This window comes from Bartonella sp. DGB2 (assembly GCF_046843095.1).
Classification (GTDB): Bacteria; Pseudomonadota; Alphaproteobacteria; order Rhizobiales; family Rhizobiaceae; genus Bartonella.
In genome coordinates this window covers 115,790-134,603 of the sequence record NZ_CP177327.1, presented here as the reverse complement: position 1 = coordinate 134,603, position 18,814 = coordinate 115,790, and the positions used below count along the sequence as shown (strand labels likewise).

The 18,814-nt window shown below is 44.5% G+C and carries 15 protein-coding genes and 1 tRNA gene; 11 read left to right on the top strand and 5 right to left on the bottom strand.

Going from position 1 to position 18,814, the window contains the following annotated elements:
• Positions 1-7 precede the first annotated feature (7 nt).
• Together lipA and ACK28X_RS08665 are read left to right on the top strand one after the other, a co-directional pair.
• Positions 8-1,003: a lipoyl synthase gene (lipA, locus tag ACK28X_RS08670; protein ID WP_412058529.1), complete on the top strand. Its 996-nt coding sequence runs from the start codon at positions 8-10 to the stop codon at positions 1,001-1,003.
• Positions 1,003-1,578, top strand: a complete 576-nt coding sequence (locus tag ACK28X_RS08665; RefSeq protein WP_412058528.1) for a type II toxin-antitoxin system RatA family toxin — start codon at positions 1,003-1,005, stop codon at positions 1,576-1,578. The genes lipA and ACK28X_RS08665 overlap by 1 nt, the downstream gene beginning before the upstream one ends.
• A gap of 37 nt (positions 1,579-1,615) precedes the next feature.
• Here ACK28X_RS08665 and ACK28X_RS08660 read toward each other — a convergent pair whose 3' ends face one another.
• The 3 genes from ACK28X_RS08660 to rirA are packed head-to-tail and all read right to left on the bottom strand — an operon-like array spanning position 1,616 to position 3,814.
• A complete protein-coding gene (locus tag ACK28X_RS08660; RefSeq protein WP_412058527.1) occupies positions 1,616-2,107 on the bottom strand; it encodes a CinA family protein in 492 nt (163 codons plus the stop codon).
• Positions 2,100-3,311: a bifunctional 2-C-methyl-D-erythritol 4-phosphate cytidylyltransferase/2-C-methyl-D-erythritol 2,4-cyclodiphosphate synthase gene (locus tag ACK28X_RS08655; RefSeq protein WP_412058682.1), complete on the bottom strand. Its 1,212-nt coding sequence runs from the start codon at positions 3,309-3,311 to the stop codon at positions 2,100-2,102. The genes ACK28X_RS08660 and ACK28X_RS08655 overlap by 8 nt, the downstream gene beginning before the upstream one ends.
• A gap of 44 nt (positions 3,312-3,355) precedes the next feature.
• The gene (rirA, locus tag ACK28X_RS08650) at positions 3,356-3,814 is read right to left on the bottom strand and encodes an iron-responsive transcriptional regulator RirA (RefSeq protein WP_412058526.1); all 459 of its coding nucleotides are present in this window, start codon (positions 3,812-3,814) and stop codon (positions 3,356-3,358) included.
• 315 nt (positions 3,815-4,129) lie between these two features.
• On the opposite strand from rirA, the gene ACK28X_RS08645 reads away from it, so the two are divergent.
• The 7 genes from ACK28X_RS08645 to ACK28X_RS08615 all read left to right on the top strand — a co-directional run bounded on the left by ACK28X_RS08645 (position 4,130) and on the right by ACK28X_RS08615 (position 14,699).
• Entirely contained in the window at positions 4,130-6,361 is a 2,232-nt protein-coding gene (locus ACK28X_RS08645; protein WP_412058525.1) for an ATP-binding protein, read from the top strand.
• 40 nt (positions 6,362-6,401) lie between these two features.
• Entirely contained in the window at positions 6,402-7,769 is a 1,368-nt protein-coding gene (locus ACK28X_RS08640) for a sigma-54-dependent transcriptional regulator (RefSeq protein ID WP_412058524.1), read from the top strand.
• On the top strand, positions 7,769-9,145 hold the full coding sequence (gene trkA, locus ACK28X_RS08635; RefSeq protein ID WP_412058523.1) for a Trk system potassium transporter TrkA: 1,377 nt from the start codon (positions 7,769-7,771) through the stop codon (positions 9,143-9,145). Before ACK28X_RS08640 ends, trkA begins: the two co-directional genes overlap by 1 nt.
• A 208-nt stretch (positions 9,146-9,353) precedes the next feature.
• Positions 9,354-9,986, top strand: coding sequence for an ATP-dependent Clp protease proteolytic subunit (locus tag ACK28X_RS08630; RefSeq protein WP_412058522.1), 633 nt, complete (start codon positions 9,354-9,356; stop codon positions 9,984-9,986).
• Between the two features lie 122 nt (positions 9,987-10,108).
• The gene (gene clpX, locus ACK28X_RS08625; protein ID WP_412058521.1) at positions 10,109-11,383 is read left to right on the top strand and encodes an ATP-dependent Clp protease ATP-binding subunit ClpX; all 1,275 of its coding nucleotides are present in this window, start codon (positions 10,109-10,111) and stop codon (positions 11,381-11,383) included.
• 403 nt (positions 11,384-11,786) lie between these two features.
• Entirely contained in the window at positions 11,787-14,201 is a 2,415-nt protein-coding gene (gene lon, locus ACK28X_RS08620; RefSeq protein WP_412058520.1) for an endopeptidase La, read from the top strand.
• Between the two features lie 225 nt (positions 14,202-14,426).
• Entirely contained in the window at positions 14,427-14,699 is a 273-nt protein-coding gene (locus ACK28X_RS08615; RefSeq protein ID WP_412058519.1) for an HU family DNA-binding protein, read from the top strand.
• A 35-nt stretch (positions 14,700-14,734) separates the two neighbouring features.
• Here the strand turns inward: ACK28X_RS08615 and ACK28X_RS08610 are convergent, their stop codons facing one another.
• Together ACK28X_RS08610 and trmFO are read right to left on the bottom strand one after the other, a co-directional pair.
• On the bottom strand, positions 14,735-15,427 hold the full coding sequence (locus ACK28X_RS08610; RefSeq protein WP_412058518.1) for an HAD family hydrolase: 693 nt from the start codon (positions 15,425-15,427) through the stop codon (positions 14,735-14,737).
• Positions 15,427-16,875, bottom strand: a complete 1,449-nt coding sequence (gene trmFO / locus ACK28X_RS08605; RefSeq protein ID WP_412058517.1) for a methylenetetrahydrofolate--tRNA-(uracil(54)-C(5))-methyltransferase (FADH(2)-oxidizing) TrmFO — start codon at positions 16,873-16,875, stop codon at positions 15,427-15,429. The genes ACK28X_RS08610 and trmFO overlap by 1 nt, the downstream gene beginning before the upstream one ends.
• Positions 16,876-17,049: 174 nt before the next feature.
• Between trmFO and ACK28X_RS08600 the strand changes: the two genes are divergently transcribed.
• A tRNA-Leu gene (locus ACK28X_RS08600) sits at positions 17,050-17,132 on the top strand.
• Between the two features lie 131 nt (positions 17,133-17,263).
• The gene (gene tig, locus ACK28X_RS08595) at positions 17,264-18,748 is read left to right on the top strand and encodes a trigger factor (protein WP_412058516.1); all 1,485 of its coding nucleotides are present in this window, start codon (positions 17,264-17,266) and stop codon (positions 18,746-18,748) included.
• Positions 18,749-18,814 lie beyond the last annotated feature (66 nt).

Genomic DNA, 18,814 nt, shown 5'->3' with positions numbered 1-18,814 from the left:
GGCAAATATGGTCACGGTCATTAATACGTTAGGCTCTGCAAGGGCGCGACATCCTGAAAAGGCACATCGACCTGATAATGAAGTTTTACGCAAGCCTGATTGGATTCGGGTTAAAGCTCCAACCTCAAAGATTTATGCTCAAACGCGCGATATTGTGCGTAATAACAAATTGGTAACGGTGTGTGAAGAGGCTGGTTGTCCTAATGTAGGGGAATGCTGGAACCAACGCCATGCTAGTTTCATGATTTTAGGAGAGATTTGCACTCGAGCCTGCGCTTTTTGCAATGTAACCACCGGTTTACCTTTGCCGGTTGATACAAGTGAACCCTTGCGGGTAGCGGATGCTGTTGCACAAATGGGGCTCAAGCATGTGGTGATCACTTCAGTTGACCGTGACGATTTGCCTGATGGAGGCGCTCAACATTTTGCTGCGGTCATTAAAGCCATTCGCGATCAATCGCCATCTACAACAATAGAAGTTCTCACGCCTGATTTCCGTCATAAGGAAGGGGCTCTAGAGGTAGTTATTGCTGCAAAGCCTGATGTGTTTAATCACAACCTTGAGACGGTAGCGGGTAAATATTTGACAGTGCGGCCAGGGGCGCGTTATTTCCATTCCATCAGGCTTTTGCAAAGAGCGAAAGAGCTTGACCCAACAATTTTTACCAAATCGGGCATTATGTTGGGTTTAGGGGAAGAGCGTAATGAAGTTTTGCAATTGATGGATGATTTGCGTAGTGCTGCGGTTGATTTTATGACAATTGGGCAATATTTACAGCCAAGCCGCAAACATCATCCTGTTATTCGCTTTGTACCGCCAGAAGAATTTGAGTCTTATGCGAAAATCGGCAAAACAAAGGGCTTTCTGCATATGTCATCAACTCCACTAACGCGTTCTTCGCACCACGCTGCGGAAGATTTTATGGCTCTTAAGCTGGCGCGTCAATTGCAACTAGATGGTATGAATGCGGGTAACCCGGCGGGCATTTTGAAAGATGCGTAATGCCAAATTTTAGTACACGCCATTCAACTAGGCATAGTGCGGCGCAAATGTTTGCCCTTGTCGCTGATGTTGAATGCTACCCTGAATTTTTGCCTATGTGTGAGGGGCTCACTATCCGTGAATGCCGCTCCCGTAATCATAAGATGCTACTTATTGCTGATATGACGGTAGGCTATAAATTGATCCGAGAAAGCTTTACAAGTCAAGTATTGATTGACCCATCTAATTTAGTGATTGAAGTAAAATATCTCAATGGACCTTTTCGCTATCTTGAGAATCGCTGGTCGTTTCATCCATCAGAAGAAAAAATTTGTCTTCCTGTATCTATTGCAGAACAAGCACCATCCTTTACAAGTATTCCTTGGGGGGCAGACAAGCACCATGACCATAAAAGCACCCCAGATATGCCATCTTGGGCTTATAATCAAGGTTGTAGTGTTGCATTTTTTCTTGATTATGAGTTTAAAAATAAAATGCTAGGGATAGTAATGGGCTCAATGTTCGATATAGCGTTTCGTAAGTTTAGCAATGCTTTTGAACGGCGGGCAGACGCAATTTATGGGCAAGTTTTATAAAGGTATAGGTTTTGTGACTTTCACATAAAAGCATATATTATATTTTTTCAAGCGTAGCAATTATCAGCGAAAGCCCCTGTTCAATACTAGCAGACTGAATTTTATTACGACATTGAAGTGCAAAGTGGGATTCATTATGTACAGTAGTATGTCCGTGGCGGGCAAGAGCAAAATGTACAAGCCCTAATGGCTTTGACTCGGTTGCGCCGCCTGGGCCTGCAACGCCGGTAACAGATAAAGACACATCAACCTCTCCAGCATTTAGCCCTCCTTCAGCCATGGCAATCGCTACCTCTTTGGACACCGCGCCATAGCAAGTGAGAAGCTCTGGTCTCACCCCGACGAGGCGGGATTTGGCTTTATTGGAATAGGTAATAAATCCGCATTCCACCACGTGCGAAGCACCAGCAACGGCACATAGCTGGGCGGCAATTAATCCACCTGTGCAGGACTCAACGGTTGCTAGGGTAAAACCATGTTTTTTGCATAGCGTCAGGACCCTATGGGCCTTTTGAAAATGGTCAATCATTATCGGGCACCTCGTGAGGAAAAATCACATTAGCAGTCGCAATGGCGGCAATACCTTCTTTGCGGCCGATAAAGCCTAAACCCTCGTTGGTTGTGGCTTTAATGGAGACGCGCGCGGGTTCTATATGCAGGATGTCAGCCACCCGCTTCACCATAGCTACGCGGTGGGGGGCGATTTTTGGTGCCTCAAGAATAAGGGTGATATCAACATTGGCAATACGCCCTTCTGCTTGTTTGATCAAATGGCGTGCATGTTCTACAAAGCGATATGATGCTACCCCTCTCCATTGTGGATCTGAAGGGGGAAAGTGATGGCCAATATCGCCCGCCCCGCAGGTGGCCAAAAGCGCGTCTGTTAATGCATGGAGGCCTACGTCGGCATCGGAATGGCCGCTTAGTTTATGCGAGTGTGGTATGCTGATTCCACAGAGGGTCACACAGTCGCCAGCTTCAAAACCATGCACATCGTAACCATTTCCGGTCCGTATATCGGGGAATATAAAGGCGTTTTTATGAATTTGGGCGTCGGCATATGTGAGGTCATGGGGGTAGGTAATTTTTTTATTATCCGATTGGCCGACAATGCTATAGACTGGTAATCCGGCCCATTCGGCAATGGAGGCATCGTCGGTAAACTCCCTTTGCGGGTTACGGGCGGCTTGGATGTGGGCGTCTAAGATCAAAGAAAAGGGAAAATATTGCGGAGTTTGGGCTGCATGGAGATTGGCACGGGGAATGGTTTGAATAACTAGGCCGTTTGAATTAAGCTGTTTTATCGTGTCGCACACCGCGATAGTTGGGATAAAACCTGCCTTGTTTTTTTGGGGGTCTTGGCAGGCTTGGTGCAAGATATCTAAGAGCTCTGAGTTGATTAAGGGGCGTGCTCCATCATGGATATGTACATAATTTGGATTTATATCAAGCAAAGCTTTCAGGCCGCGATAGGCAGAAATTTGCCGGGTTTTTCCACCATAAACTATGCGGATAGGGGCATCAAAGGTAGCTACGATAGATCGTGCTAAGGGCTCATCATCGGGATGAATCACCAGAACCGTGTAGGTAATGGCGGGATGGTTAATGAAGCAGCGTAAACTATGGGCGATAAGAGGCTCGCCTGCCAAAGGCTGGTATTGTTTTGGGATACTAACCCTAGAGTTCATGCGGGTTCCGCGGCCGGCAGCAAGAATGATAGCAGCAATAGAAATGGAGAGCTCCTTAATATCAGTACGAATGGTTTCTGTTGAGGCGGTTAAGTAAGGTTAGCTATTGCTCTACCTTGGTTTTCAAGGCCTAATTGTTTACGGAAATTGGGGCGTTGTAGATCGGCAATGGAGGTGGCAGATAAAACTGCAAAAAATGCGTTAAGGGCTTTGGACAGAGTGGCGTTAAGTCCACAAGCTTGGATAAGGGGGCATTCTGAGGCATCATTATCGAAACATTCAGCCAGGGAAAAGTTCTCTTCCATCAGGCGCACCACTTCAGCCACCGAGATCTGATAGGCGGGCTTGGCAAGTTTAATGCCGCCGTGGCGCCCTCGCACTGTGGCAATTAAATTTTTTGCTACTAAAGGCTGGAGGATTTTAAACAAAAATAATTCCGATACAGAGTAAGCTTTTGCAATTTCAGGCACACGGCTTAATTTGCCTTCATTAGCTGCGCAATAGATGAGTATGCGAATGGCGTAATTGGTTTGTTTGGTAAGTCGCATAATACCTCTGCGCTGTTGTTGTTGGGGTGTTTTACATTCTTATGTAGGTTTACCACCTTGTTATAAGGGCAGTGTATTGCGTCTTCATTTTGTTGTCTAGGGGGGGAAGACAGGCTAAAGTAATCGCCTAATAATATGCTATTCACGATAAAGTGAGTAAAATCGTATTTAAAGTCAACATTTATTATAAGCGACATATGCTAAAAGTGATGTATGTGGGGTTTGGTTTGCAGAATATTGATTTTACCCTTGTTTTTAGCCTTTGAAGGAGGCAGAATATTCTTTACGCGGTATCGCTATAATTTTGAGTAGGAAATGCAAAAAACAAACCGGTCTAGAAATGGGAGCCACAGCTACCCTTGGCAGAATAAGTGGGCTATTTTTGCCATAAGTGTCATTATTTTGGCTTTGGTGACGGTGACGATTTCCTTTGTTATCCTACTGGGGATTTCACCTATCGTTCCCAATAGTTTTGTCACTATGGTCTTGATTGGGGTGAATAGTTTTTGGGTTATATGCCTGATTATTGTCACCATTTTAGAAGTCTTGCCGATTATGCGGGCTTGGCGGGCTCGTCGTGCTGCTTCGCGTTTGCATGTGCGGATTGTATCGCTTTTCGCTGTGGTTGCTACCATGCCCGCCATTGCCGTGGCTATTATTTCCGGTGTCTCACTTAATTTGGGGCTTGATCGTTGGTTTGATACGACCACTCGGCAAATTGTAGGCTCATCGGCAAATCTTGCTAATGCATATGCGAGTGAAATTTTACAAAATTTAAAAAATTCTTCTTATGCAATGGCGCTTGCCCTTGATGATCGACAGCTTTTGGCGCTCAATCCCAGCGAATACAGGGTACAACTCACCCGCCAAGCCAAGGGACGTAACTTATTGGGGGCTTTTTTATTAAGTTCGCGCGGTACCATTTTTCTTACAAGCGCTATAGGTGGGGAAGATACCTTACCCATTCCTTCAGCTAATCTGATTACGCGCGCTACAGCGGGGCGGCCTTTTGCTTTTCAGCCAGGCGCTCATGATTATTTTGGGGTAGTGCTTAAGCTTACTGATATTCCCAACACCTACCTTTATGTGGTGCGTGACATTGATCCGCGCGTTTTGGCAGCGATCCGTTTAACAGAAGAAAATATTGATCGTTATCAGGATTTAAATGAAAATCGCGTTCCCACTCAAATTGCTTTTGGAGTTTTTTATCTTTGTTTATTTTTAAGCCTTCTTTTATCGGCCATTTGTACGGGAGTTGCGGTAGCGGATCGTTTAGTTCATCCTATTCGGTTACTTATCGGAGCTGCAGATAAGGTTGCCTTGGGTAATATGGATGTTATTGTCCCGGTGCGGGCGCGCGATGGTGATGTGGGTCAGTTATCAAAAACTTTCAACGCTATGGTTAGTGAACTAAAGCGTCAACGTGATGAGCTTTTGAGTGCGCGGGATCAGATTGATGAACGTCGTCGTTTTTCAGAAGCAGTCCTAGCAGGAGTAACAGCAGGCGTTGCAGGCATTGATCAACATGGAGATATCACTGCTATTAACCGTTCCGCTGAAACAATGTTTGGGATTGAAGCCTCGGCGGTTATTGGTAAAACAATTCATTCTTTGAGCGTTGATATCGCCCGTGTGTTTGAGATGGCACGGGGGCTTGAGCGGGATCATTATCACGAACAAGTGACACTTAGTGCTTTTGGTCGCTCGTTGGTATATCACGTGCAAATCACACAAGAAGAAGATGATGGGCAGGGGCGCTCATGGGTATTGACTGTTGATGATATTACCAATCTTGTCGAAGCCCAACGATCAGCGGCCTGGGCCGACGTGGCGCGCCGCATTGCGCATGAAATTAAAAACCCGTTGACTCCTATACAATTATCGGCTGAGCGTATCCGCCGACGCTATGGCAAGAGAATTATTGATGATCGCGAGGTGTTCGATCAATGTGTTGATACGATTATCCGTCAGGTGGGTGATATCGGCCGTATGGTGGACGAGTTTTCTTCTTTTGCTCGCATGCCTAAGCCGCAAATCCAACTTTTAGATATTCGTATCCCTTTAAGGGAGGCGTGTTTTCTGATTGAGGTTACGCGCCATGATATTCTTTTTGAACGTGATTTTGAAGAAATACCTATGGTGGGGGCATTCGATAGCCGCTTGTTAAGCCAAGCTTTTACAAATGTAATTAAAAATGCTAGTGAAGCCATTGACGCACGTATGGCAGAAAGGCATGATAAAGGTCACATTTTGATACGATCTTATCGTCAAGAGAGCCTTTTTGTTGTTGAGGTTATTGATAATGGAAAAGGTTTACCAAAAGAGCAACGCCAGAGGTTGTTGGAGCCTTATATAACCACCCGCCGAAAAGGTACAGGTCTTGGGTTGGCGATCGTACGCAAAATTATTGAAGAGCATGGTGGCTATATGCAATTATATGACGCGCCGGAAACGTTTTATGGCGGGCAGGGAGCTATGATACGTATGTGTTTTTCTGCTGAAAAAAACGATGTACAAGACGCTTTTCGTAGTGATGAAATTGAATAATCAAGTAACATAACAACATAACGTGGGGTAAGGGGGTGCCATGCCTTTTGATATTTTAGTTGTTGATGATGAAGCAGATATCCGTGATTTGGTATCAGGAATTTTGGATGATGAAGGCTATGAAGCGCGGGTCGCGAGTAATTCTGACGAAGCTTTGAGTGAAATTGATAGCCGCGTGCCGCGGCTTATATTTCTTGATATTTGGCTTCAGGGAAGCCGCCTTGATGGCTTGGCTTTGCTTGATGAAATTAAAATCCGTTATCCTAGTGTGCCAGTTGTGATGATTTCTGGGCATGGTAATATTGAGACGGCGGTCTCGGCCATTAAGCGGGGTGCTTATGATTATATAGAGAAGCCATTTAAGGCGGATCGTCTCCTTTTGGTAGCCAATCGAGCGATTGAAACTTCAAAACTTAAGCGCGAAGTTATAGAATTGCGCAAGCGTTCAAGTGATACCCCGGGGTTACTTGGTCATTCAGCGGTGATGAACCATTTGCGCCAAACTTTGGAAAAAGTCGCACGTACTAATAGTCGTGTGATGATCGCTGGTCCTTCAGGTTCAGGTAAGGAGACGGTGGCGCGAGCCATCCATCAGCTTTCAAGCCGTGCGAATGGACCGTTTGTAGCTATCAATGCCGCTGTAATGACCCCTGAGCGTATGGAGATAGAGCTTTTTGGGACGGAAATGGATAGCGGGGAGCGTAAAATTGGCGCCCTTGAAGAGGCCCATGGCGGTACCCTATATCTTGATGAGGTGGCGGATATGCCGCGGGAGACGCAAAATAAAATTTTGCGGGTGCTTGTAGAGCAAAGCTTTGAACGGGTGGGAGGTACCAAGCGGGTTAAGGTTGACGTACGTGTTATTTCTTCTAGCGCCCAAAACTTAGAGAGTTTGATTTCAGAAGGAGCTTTCCGTGAAGATTTATTCCACCGTCTCTCCGTAGTGCCTGTGCGGGTACCGCGGCTTAGCGAAAGGCGTGAAGATATACCTGAATTGGTAGAGCATTTTATTCAGCAAATCTGTTCGCAATTGGGAATTAAACCCCGTGTCTTAGCTAATGATGCTATGGCCGCGCTTCAGGCGCATACATGGCCAGGTAATGTGCGGCAATTGCGTAATAATATTGAGCGCTTATTGATCTTAATTCAAGATGAAGCTGGCAATGGCCCCATTACCGCTGATTTATTACCTGCCGAAGTGGGAGATGTGTTGCCGCGCCTTACTAATGATGCGGATCAACATATTATGGCTTTGCCCCTGAGAGAGGCGCGTGAACTCTTTGAGAAAGAGTATCTCACCGCGCAAATCAACCGATTGGGTGGAAATATTTCGCGAACGGCAGAATTTATTGGTATGGAACGTTCGGCGTTGCATCGAAAATTAAAATTGCTTGGAGTTTCATTATAGTGCGTATTATCATTTGCGGCGCGGGGCAGGTTGGTTATAGTATCGCTGAAAAATTGGCCAATGAGCAACATGACGTTACGGTTATTGATATCGAAGCTAGATTGATTGATAAAATCCGTCATGGTCTAGATGTTCGTGGTTTAGTCGGCCACGGTGCCCAACCAGATGTTTTGGCCCGTGCCGGTGCTGATGGTGCCGATATGTTGATCGCTGTCACTCTTTTTGATGAGGTCAATATGGTGGCTTGTCAGGTGGCACATTCTTTGTTCAATGTGCCGACTAAAATCGCGCGTATTCGTTCGCAGTCCTATCTTGATCCACGCTATCAAGATCTCTTTGCCCGCGAGGATATTCCCATTGATGTGGTGATTTCGCCTGAAATAGAGGCGGGGGATATGGTTTTGCGGCGCATTGATTTGCCTGGTGCTTTGGATGTGCTTTATTTTTTGGATGAAGAGGCGGTAGCGCTTTCCTTAGAATGTATGGAGGATTGCCCCATTATAAATACTCCCTTGCGGCAGTTGACAGAACTTTTTCCTGATTTAAAAACCACAGTTCTAGCAGTAAAACGCGGAGCAGACATTAATATTGCTCGTTCAGATACAACACTTCAAGTTGGGGATATTGTTTACTTGGTTGCTGCGCGAGGTCAGGTTTGGCGTGCTATGGGGCTTTTTGGGCATGAGAAACAAGAGGCTAATCGGATCATAATCGGTGGCGGCGGTCATATCGGGCTTTATGTGGCGCAATCCATTGAGAAACATCGCTGGGGTCAGAGAATAACAATTATCGAGTCCGATAAGGAGCGCGCTTTTCAAGCTGCTGATGAACTTACGCAAACTACCGTTTTGCATGGAAACGTTCTTGATCCACATCTTTTGCAGGAGGCGGGGGTGGGACAGACAGATCTCATGATCACTCTCACCAACCAAGATCAAGTTAATGTTCTGAGCGCTATTATGGGTAAGCGATTGGGCTGTAAAGCCAATATGGTGTTAATCAATAATATTGCCTATCAGGAATTTAGCCGAGCGGTGGGGGTGGATGCTCACCTTAATCCTCAAAGCGTTACAGTTTCAAAAGTTTTGCAACAATTGCGGCGTGGTCGCATTCGGGCGGTACATTCAGTTTTTAATGATGCTGCCGAAATGATCGAAGCAGAAGCCATGCAAACTTCTCCCCTTGTAGGTAAGCCGTTGGCTGCTTTGGATCTTCCTTCTGGAATACGGGTCGGAGCAATTTATCGCAATAAAACTATGATTCCTTTGACGGGTGAAACGCGTATCATGGCGGGGGATCGGGTCGTGTTATTTGCTCTTAGTGCTTTTTTACACAATGTAGAGCAAATGTTTCGCGTGAGTTTAGAGTATTTTTAAATTGATCATGGTGCTGTTTTTGCCACATTTTACTGTAACATGATTTAGGTGCTAGTTTGACGCTTTGGGCTAAGGTAGATGGGGGAGTGAATTGGTGTGAGCATGACTAACTTGGTAATTTCTGCAAAGGGGGGTTGTTTTCCTATCCATAAACTTTATGAAATAATAATTAGGCCGATTCGATTAGCAACGCAGTGGAAGGAAAATTATGCGCGATCCAGTTAATACAGCAATGAACTTAGTTCCTATGGTTGTAGAACAAACCAACCGTGGTGAGCGGGCTTATGATATTTTCTCACGGTTGTTAAAAGAGCGGATCATCTTTATTAACGGGCCGGTAGAAGATGGTATGGCGATGCTAGTTTGCGCTCAATTATTATTCCTAGAGGCTGAGAATCCGAAAAAGGAAATTAGTCTCTATATCAATTCGCCCGGTGGAGTGGTGACATCAGGCATGGCGATTTATGATACAATGCAATTTATCCGTCCTCCAGTTTCTACGCTTTGTATGGGGCAAGCGGCATCTATGGGATCGCTCTTATTATGCGCGGGGCATAAGGGCTTGCGTTTTGCGCTTCCGAACGCGCGCATTATGGTACACCAACCTTCAGGCGGCTTTCAAGGTCAAGCCTCGGATATTGAACGCCATGCCCAAGATATCCTTAAACTGAAGCGTCGCCTTAATGAGATTTATGTGGAACATACTGGGCGCGATTATGAAACTATTGAAAAAACTCTTGACCGCGACCACTTCATGACCGCAGAAGAAGCGCAAATTTTTGGTCTGATTGACGGTGTGCGAAAAAATCGTGGTGACCAGGAAGACGAAAATAAAGATTAAAGGTTCTTTGCTAACCATAGTTGTCTACCTCGAACAGGCGCTATGTAAAGAACCTTAAAATAGAATCAGGGTGATAGATCATATGCAAGCTTATGTGATTATCCGATGGAAAGGGAAAGAAAATGAGCAAGATTAGTAATGGCGGAAATGATGCAAAAAACACGCTCTATTGCTCATTTTGCGGAAAAAGTCAGAACGAAGTGCGCAAATTAATTGCAGGCCCTACGGTTTTTATTTGCGATGAATGTGTTGAATTATGTATGGATATCATTCGTGAAGAAACAAACGCATCGAGCAATAAGGTGCGTGAAGGTGTACCTACGCCCCAAGAGATTATTGCAGTTCTTGATGATTATGTGATCGGCCAAGCGCACGCAAAGCGAGTTTTATCAGTAGCTGTTCACAACCATTATAAACGCTTGGCGCACCAAAGTAAAAATGATGATATAGAACTTGCTAAATCTAATATCCTTTTGGTAGGACCTACGGGTTGCGGGAAAACCTACCTTGCTCAAACCTTAGCCCGTATTATTGATGTACCGTTTACTATGGCTGATGCCACCACTTTAACCGAAGCAGGTTACGTTGGAGAAGACGTTGAAAATATCATTCTCAAACTTTTGCAAGCGGCTGATTATAATGTTGAACGCGCGCAGCGCGGTATTGTCTATATTGATGAGGTTGATAAAATTTCGCGCAAAGCAGAAAATCCTTCTATAACGCGTGATGTTTCGGGCGAAGGGGTTCAACAGGCATTATTAAAAATCATGGAAGGTACGGTAGCTTCAGTTCCGCCTCAAGGGGGGCGCAAGCATCCCCAACAAGAATTTCTTCAGGTTGATACAACTAATATTTTGTTTATTTGTGGAGGTGCTTTTGCGGGGCTTGAGAAAATCATCTCGGCGCGCGGTGAAAAGGCCTCCATTGGCTTTGGTGCGCGGGTTTCAGCGCCTGATGACCGGCGCCTTGGAGAAATATTCCATGATTTAGAGGCAGAAGATTTGCTTAAATTTGGCCTTATTCCAGAGTTTATTGGCCGTCTCCCAGTGGTTGCTACCTTGGAAGACCTTGACTGCAGTGCTTTAGTGCAGATTTTGTCTAAGCCTAAGAATGCATTGATTAAGCAGTATCAGCGGCTTTTTTCCATGGAAGATGTTGAGCTTGTTTTCCACGATGACGCTGTTTTGACCATTGCGAATAAGGCCATTGAGCGCAAGACGGGGGCGAGAGGTTTGCGTTCGATCATGGAGAAGATCCTTTTAGATACAATGTTTGAATTGCCCACCCTTGAAGGGGTTAAGCAGGTAATCATTTCTAAAGAGGTGGTCGAAGGCGTGAGGGGGCCGCTCTATATTTATGCTGAAAAAGCAAATAATAAAGAGAACATATCAGCTTAATCCTTTTGATTTTGGTCCTATCAAGTAAGTCAATCGGGGTTGAAATTCTTTTTCGAAAAGCCCATTTAAGAGGTATATTTGGAAATTCTTTGGCTTTGGTTTCTTTTAAGGCTTAAGTATCTAAAAGTGTTTAGGCAGGGGGCGCTTGAAAAGGTTTTTGCGAGGACTTGAAGCACTCTTGAATTTAAGGTGATAGGTTGCGTCTTTTTAGAAAGGCAGGCAAGCCATATTGGTATGTTTGCATTTGGTAGCTTGTGGTATCTATTTTTTGTGTAAGGCGAATTATCCGACTCGGTTTGCTGATAATACATTAAATGCAGGATTTGGGGCGTATGCACCTACCAATACATGTTTATTAGCATAGTCTCGTAGAATTGAGGGTATGTTTAAGAAAGGAAAAGTCATGCATTATGATCAGGAAAAGCTAAGGGAGGAAGAAGGCGGCGTTTATGGTGTTTTACCACTACGTGATATGGTTATCTTTCCTTATATGATTGTGCCGCTTTTTGTGGGACGTGATAAATCTATTCTTGCCTTGGAAGCGGCAAAACAGGAAAATCGTAAAGTTTTTCTTGCTACCCAAAAAAATGCAGGTGATGATGATCCGAGTCCTGATGATATTTATGATATCGGTACGCTTGCTAATGTTCTGCAGTTGCTGAAATTTCCTGATGGCACAGTCAAGGTGCTGGTTGAAGGGTTGGTTCGAGCTCGCATTGTGTCTTATAGCGGCCGCTCAGAATTTCATGAAGCTAAGCTTGAAATTTTAGAAGAGCCTGAAGATGATCGGGTGGAGATAGAAGCGCTTTCCCGTTCTGTGTTGAGTGATTTTGAAAATTACGTAAAACTCAATAGTAAGATCTCGCCCGAGGTTGTTAGTGCTGTTGGGCAGATTGATAATGCTTCAAAATTGGCGGATACAATCGCCTCACATTTGGCGATCAAACTGCCTGAAAAACAAGAAATGCTTGCGCTGCTTTCAGTGAAAGAACGGCTTGAACGGGCTCTTGTTTTTATGGAGGGTGAAATTTCTGTCTTGCAGGTGGAAAAACGTATCCGCTCGCGTGTTAAACGTCAGATGGAAAAAACCCAGCGTGAATATTATTTGAATGAGCAAATGAAGGCCATTCAAAAAGAGTTGGGCGACAGTGAAGACGGGCGTGATGAACTCTCTGAACTGGAAGCCAAGTTAAAAAAAGTCAAACTTAGTAAGGAAGCGAGAGAAAAGGGCGAAGCTGAGTTAAAAAAATTGCGCAATATGTCACCTATGTCGGCCGAAGCAACAGTGGTGCGTAATTATCTTGATTGGCTTTTAGCTATTCCATGGGATAAAAAATCAAAAATCAAAAATGACCTAAATTTTGCTGAGACGGTTATGGATAATGAGCATTATGGGCTTGAGAAGGTTAAAGAACGTATTGTAGAATATTTAGCTGTCCAAAGCCGTTCAAAAAAAATTAAAGGTCCTATTATTTGCTTATTAGGCCCTCCTGGGGTGGGAAAAACATCGCTTGCGCGTTCTATTGCTCGGGCTACGGGGCGGGAATATGTGCGGGTATCTTTGGGTGGAGTGCGTGATGAAGCCGAAATTAGGGGGCATCGTCGCACATATATTGGCTCTATGCCGGGTAAAATCATCCAATCAATGAAGAAGGCCAAACACTCTAACCCGCTTTTCCTTTTGGATGAGATTGATAAAATGGGACAAGATTTCCGTGGCGACCCATCTTCTGCACTTTTAGAGGTTTTGGATCCAGCGCAAAATAGCACCTTTATGGATCACTATCTTGAAGTAGAATATGATCTTTCAGATGTTATGTTTGTGACTACTGCCAATACCTTAAATATTCCAAGCCCTCTTATGGATAGAATGGAGATTATCCGTATTGCTGGTTATACCGAAGATGAAAAAGTGGAAATTTTAAAACGCCACCTCATGGCTAAAGCTTTAAAAGAGCATGCTTTGTCTAAAAAAGAATTTTCGGTCAGCGATGAAGCGATTCGTGAGATCATTCAATATTACACACGAGAGGCGGGTGTGCGTGGGCTGGAAAGAGAATTGATGAAATTAGCTCGTAAAGCGGTGACGAAGATTATTAAAACTGGGGTCAAGACAATGAAAGTCACCTCAGAAAACCTTGAAGAGTTTTTAGGCGTTAAACGTTATCGTTATGGACAGATTGATATCGCGGATCAAGTAGGGGTTGTTACGGGTCTTGCATGGACAGAAGTAGGCGGTGAATTGTTAACCATTGAAGGCGTGATGATGCCAGGAAAAGGTAAAATGACAGTTACTGGAAATTTGCGTGATGTCATGAAAGAATCCATTTCAGCGGCGGCTTCTTATGTGCGTTCGCGCGCCGCTGATTTTGGCATTGAACCGCCTTTGTTTGATCGTCGTGATATCCATGTTCACGTTCCTGAAGGTGCTACACCAAAGGATGGGCCGTCGGCAGGGATCGCCATGGTTACTGCCATTGTATCGGTATTGAGTGGTATTGCGGTGCGTAAAGATATTGCCATGACTGGTGAGATTACTTTGCGTGGGCGGGTATTGCCCATCGGTGGTCTGAAGGAAAAATTACTTGCAGCTCATCGTGGGGGAATTAAAATAGTTCTCATTCCTGAAGAGAATGCTAAAGATCTGATTGATATCCCCGATGATATAAAAAATAAAATGGATATTATTCCTGTTAGCCATGTGAGTGAAGTTTTACAACACGCTTTAGTACGACTCCCAGAGTCTATTGAATGGGTAGAGCCCAGTCCACCGCTTCCTGTCCACGAGACAGAGGGTGTTTTGGGGCGGCCTCATTGATTCATTAAAGGTAGGGTATATAGATAAAAAAGCGGCTTTTGCCGCTTTTTTTAAATGATTTATCTATTTTTTTGACTATTCATCATAAAATATTTGTGAATTAATACATTTTTTTTAAAAAAATAGCATTTTTCTTAAAAATAGGGCTTTTGTTTCGAAAAGTTTTAAATAAACTCACGATAACCGGTACATCAATTGTCTGGTCCACATAGAAAGGAATACCTGATGAATAAGAATGAATTGGTCAGCTCTGTTGCCGAAAAAGCAGGCCTATCAAAAACGCAAGCAGCCGCTGCGGTAGATGGCTTCATTGAATCCGTTATGGATGCTTTGAAAGCGGGTGGCGATGTGCGTCTTCCAGGCTTTGGCTCTTTTGAGGTTTCGCATCGTGCAGCATCAAAAGGCCGTAATCCTTCCACTGGTGAACCTATGGATATTCCAGCGCGTAATGTGCCAAAATTTTCAGCGGGGAAAACCTTAAAAGAAGCAGTAAATTAAGTTCTTTTAAAAGCCCGCGCTAGCGGGCTTTTATTTTAAGGTGCTTGCAAAAGTTGAGCTACAAAAGTGGGCGTTAATTCGTTAAAATGACTGACAGTTCTTGTAGGGTTTAAACGTTTTACAGGTATATCACTATAGCCGAAATCTACAGCTACTACTGGGATGCCTGCCCCTTTGGCTGCCTGAATGTCAGCTGCGCTATCTCCCACCATAAGAGCCGTATATTTGGTTTTATCGGATAAGGCGTGAGATGCCATGCTAAGTGTGGATAAAATATGTCGTTTATCGGGCTTTTTGTAAGGGAAGCTATCGCCCCCGCATAAAGCTATAAAGCGGTTAGCTTCCCCCAGTTTTTCTAACAAGAGGCGCGCTAAATGTTCTGATTTGTTGGTGCATAGAGCCAAAGCATAGCCCGCTTGTTGCAATGCGTCTAAGCAAGGTAGGCTTCCAGGAAAAAACTGCGTTTTACCAGGCATGTTGATAGCGTAATGGCTTAAAAAATCTTGGTATAGGGTGTTGACCAAGTTAGGCGGGGCGGCTCTTTGTTGTAGAGCAAGAGCGCGCTTAATCATTACCCTACCACCGCCACCTACCAATTGGCTTGCTTTTGTGCTTTTACAAGCGGGGATTCCGTGGTGAATAAAAGTATTGTTTAAACTATCGAAGAGATCAGAAGCTGAATCAACCAATGTGCCATCTAGATCAAAAATGATGATTGAATTTTTCATCAACCGCCCGTGGGGTTTTGGTAAAAGGATGCATAAGAGGTCAACCAAGCTTGGCATTCTTGAAGGGCGCGGGCGCTCAATGCTTGCTTTTTGGTGTTGGCCTTTTCTTTATGTTTTAGTTTTTCTTCTTCTGGCGCGGTGGGGGCAATAGGCGGGAATAGGCCAAAATTAATATTCATTGGTTGGAATGAGCGGACGGTTTGCTCTTCGTTTATAACATGCCCGCCCGTGATGTGGTTTAAAAGCGCACCAAACGCGCAAGTGTCGGGGGGTAAAAGGGCGGCGCTTGTGTATTGTTCTGCTACGCTAAACCGCCCAGCTAAAAGTCCAATGGCTGCTGATTCAACATAGCCTTCACAACCAGTGATTTGTCCAGCAAAGCGCAAATGGGGAACGAGTTTAAGACTTAAGCTTTTATCTAATAAAGCAGGAGAATTTAAATAGGTATTGCGGTGCAATCCGCCAAGGCGAGCAAATTGTGCATTTTCCAATCCAGGGATGATTTTGAAAAGTCTGCTCTGCTCCCCATATTTTAATTTGGTTTGAAATCCTACCATATTATAGAGCGTTCCGAGGGCGTTATCTTGGCGCAATTGTACCACCGCATAGGGCTTAATTTCTGGTTGGTGGGCATTGGTTAAGCCGCGTGGTTTCATGGGCCCGTGGCGCAAGGTTTCGCGACCCCGCTCGGCCATTACTTCAATGGGCAGGCAGCCATCAAAATAGGGGGTCTTTTCGAAATCACGAAATTCAGTTTTTTCCCCTATTAGTAAAGCATCAATAAATGCTTCATATTGCGCTTTATTAAGGGGACAATTAATATAGTCTTTGCCTGTGCCACTTGGACCAATTTTATCGTAGCGTGATTGATACCAACAGATATTCATATCAATGCTGTCCTTGTGGACAATTGGTGCAATGGCATCAAAAAATGCTAATGATTGGCTATGGGTGGCGCTTTGAATGGCATGCGCTAGTGCCGGAGAGGTGAGAGGGCCTGTGGCAATAATGGTTTTGCCCCATTCCACTGGGGGTAGCGTAGTAATTTCTTCACACTGGATATGAATGAGCGGGTGCCCCTCTAATGCTTGAGTTACGGTGGCGGCAAATGCTTCTCGGTCTACAGCTAAAGCACTACCGGCGGGCACTTTATGCGCATCGGCTACTTTCATGACCAAAGAATTGGCGAGCCGCATCTCAGCATGGAGCAAGCCTACAGCATTATTTTCTGCGTCGTCAGAACGAAAGGAGTTTGAACAAACGAGCTCTGCTAAGGAATCACTCTTATGGGCGGCCGTTGTTTTTTGTGGGCGCATTTCGTGTAAAATAACTGGGATACCCGCATTAGCGATTTGCCAACTGGCTTCGCTTCCAGCGAGCCCGCCGCCGATAATATGGATAGGAGAGGAGGGAGGGGAATAAGAAGATAAAAGCGATGATTGTTTCATAATACATAGGAAGGTTGGAATAAAGGGTGATGTAGCTTATAGGTTAGCATGTTTTGGATGCGATATTCTATAGGTGTGAAAAAATCATTTTTTTTATTTTTCGCTTTGAATGATAAAAATAGAATGCTATAGAGACGCCGCTGATACAAGGTTGTTCGCGTGCTGTTGGCATAAGCGGATGTGGCGAAATTGGTAGACGCACCAGATTTAGGTTCTGGCGGGAAACCGTGGGGGTTCGAGTCCCTCCATCCGCACCAAGCAACCGTTATCCATGCGACGGGTTTACGGATCTGTGTAAAGATACGTGCATATTTTTGGCTTGATATGCTATGGGTTAAATTGTTATGAGGGCGGCTTGGTTAGGCCCAAAAGATAAAGGTTGTTGTCGATGCAAATTACCGAAACGCTGAATGAAGGTTTGAAGCGCGAAATCAAGATTGTGGTTCCAGCCCAAGATTTGGAGGCCAAATTACAAGAGCGTTTGGACAGCACTAAAAGCAAAGTAAAGCTAAAAGGTTTTCGTCCTGGCAAAGTGCCAGCAGGGCATTTGCGTAAAATGTATGGAAAATCTTTTATGGCGGAAGTCATTAATGAGATTTTGAATGATTCGCCTCAAGCCATTTTGTCTGAGCGGAATGAACGGGCTGCTCTCGCGCCGCAGATTGATATGGTTGAAGATGAAAAAGAAGCTGAAAAGGTTCTCAATGGCAATGCCGATTTTGTCTTTAGTTTGAAATATGAAATCCTACCAGAATTTGAGCTTAAAGATTATAAAAACCTTACTATTACACGTGAAGTGGCTGATATCCCTGAAATAGATCTTGAAAAAGGGGTGGAGGGTGCTCTTGCTTCTACTCGTACGTATACTGCTAAAGCAGACGCCGCTGAAGACGGCGATCAAGTGGTTATCGACTATTTAGGCAAGATTGACGGTGCGGCCTTTGAGGGTGGCGCTGATAATGATGCTCGGCTTGTTTTGGGCTCCAAACAATTTATTCCAGGGTTTGAAGAACAATTGGTCGGCGTCAAGGTCGGGGAGAAAAAGGTAATAACTCTTACCTTCCCAGAGGAGTACCCCGCTGCACACCTTGCTGGTAAAGAGGTGACTTTTGATATCACTGTTAAAGAAGTGAACAGCCCAGATGAATTAAAAATTGATGATGAGGCTGCTAAAAAATTAGGCCTTGAATCTTTAGAGAAATTGCGTGATGCTGTGCGTACTCAGATGGAAAACCATTATGGGTCTATTACGCGCCAAAAGGTTAAGCGTCAGATTTTAGATGTTTTGGATGGCCAATATGCTTTCCCTACCCCTGAAAGTTTGGTTGAGGCTGAATTTAAGACAATTTGGGCGCAAATTACTGCAGAGCTAAAGCAGAATGGCCGTAGCTTTGCTGATGAGGACACAACAGAAGAAGAAGCACAGAGCGAATACCGTCAATTAGCTGAGCGTCGTGTGCGTTTAGGGCTTGTATTAGCAAAGATTGGTGAGGGCGCTGCTATCGCTGTTAATGAGCAAGAATTGCAACGCGCTTTGTATGAGCAGGTTCGACGCTTTCCTGGACAAGAAAAACAAGTGATGGAATTTTTCCGCAGTTCGCCCGAAGCTATGGCGAATTTGCGTGCCCCGATCTATGAAGATAAAGTGATTGACCACCTTCTTACGGCTATTAAAGTTGAAGATAAAAAGGTTTCTATTGCCGATCTTTTGAAAGAAGATGAAGAAGAGGCACCAGCCTCTGAGGTGGAAAAAAAGCCAAAAGCGAAAGCAAAAGCAAAAGCTGAAAAAAAGGGCAAAGAAGCGGTTGAAAATCAAGAGACCACCCCTGTTAAAAAAGTCTCTAGTAAAAAGATTTCTTCAGAAAAAGTATAGTGCTCTATTAAAGGCCCGTTTCGGGCCTTTTTAGTATTAATCCTCTAAGGCATTAATGCAACAAAC

Bases quoted from the DNA above. Each gene is read 5' to 3' on its own strand.
- lon (WP_412058520.1), top strand. From the start codon at position 11,787: ATGCATTATGATCAGGAAAAGCTAAGGGAGGAAGAAGGCGGCGTTTAT.
- tig (WP_412058516.1), top strand. From the start codon at position 17,264: ATGCAAATTACCGAAACGCTGAATGAAGGTTTGAAGCGCGAAATCAAG.
- ACK28X_RS08660 (WP_412058527.1), bottom strand. From the start codon at position 2,107: ATGATTGACCATTTTCAAAAGGCCCATAGGGTCCTGACGCTATGCAAA.
- trmFO (WP_412058517.1), bottom strand. From the start codon at position 16,875: ATGAAACAATCATCGCTTTTATCTTCTTATTCCCCTCCCTCCTCTCCT.
- ACK28X_RS08610 (WP_412058518.1), bottom strand. From the start codon at position 15,427: ATGAAAAATTCAATCATCATTTTTGATCTAGATGGCACATTGGTTGAT.
- ACK28X_RS08630 (WP_412058522.1), top strand. From the start codon at position 9,354: ATGCGCGATCCAGTTAATACAGCAATGAACTTAGTTCCTATGGTTGTA.
- ACK28X_RS08640 (WP_412058524.1), top strand. From the start codon at position 6,402: ATGCCTTTTGATATTTTAGTTGTTGATGATGAAGCAGATATCCGTGAT.
- ACK28X_RS08665 (WP_412058528.1), top strand. From the start codon at position 1,003: ATGCCAAATTTTAGTACACGCCATTCAACTAGGCATAGTGCGGCGCAA.
- rirA (WP_412058526.1), bottom strand. From the start codon at position 3,814: ATGCGACTTACCAAACAAACCAATTACGCCATTCGCATACTCATCTAT.
- lipA (WP_412058529.1), top strand. From the start codon at position 8: ATGGTCACGGTCATTAATACGTTAGGCTCTGCAAGGGCGCGACATCCT.
- ACK28X_RS08615 (WP_412058519.1), top strand. From the start codon at position 14,427: ATGAATAAGAATGAATTGGTCAGCTCTGTTGCCGAAAAAGCAGGCCTA.
- ACK28X_RS08645 (WP_412058525.1), top strand. From the start codon at position 4,130: ATGCAAAAAACAAACCGGTCTAGAAATGGGAGCCACAGCTACCCTTGG.
- clpX (WP_412058521.1), top strand. From the start codon at position 10,109: ATGAGCAAGATTAGTAATGGCGGAAATGATGCAAAAAACACGCTCTAT.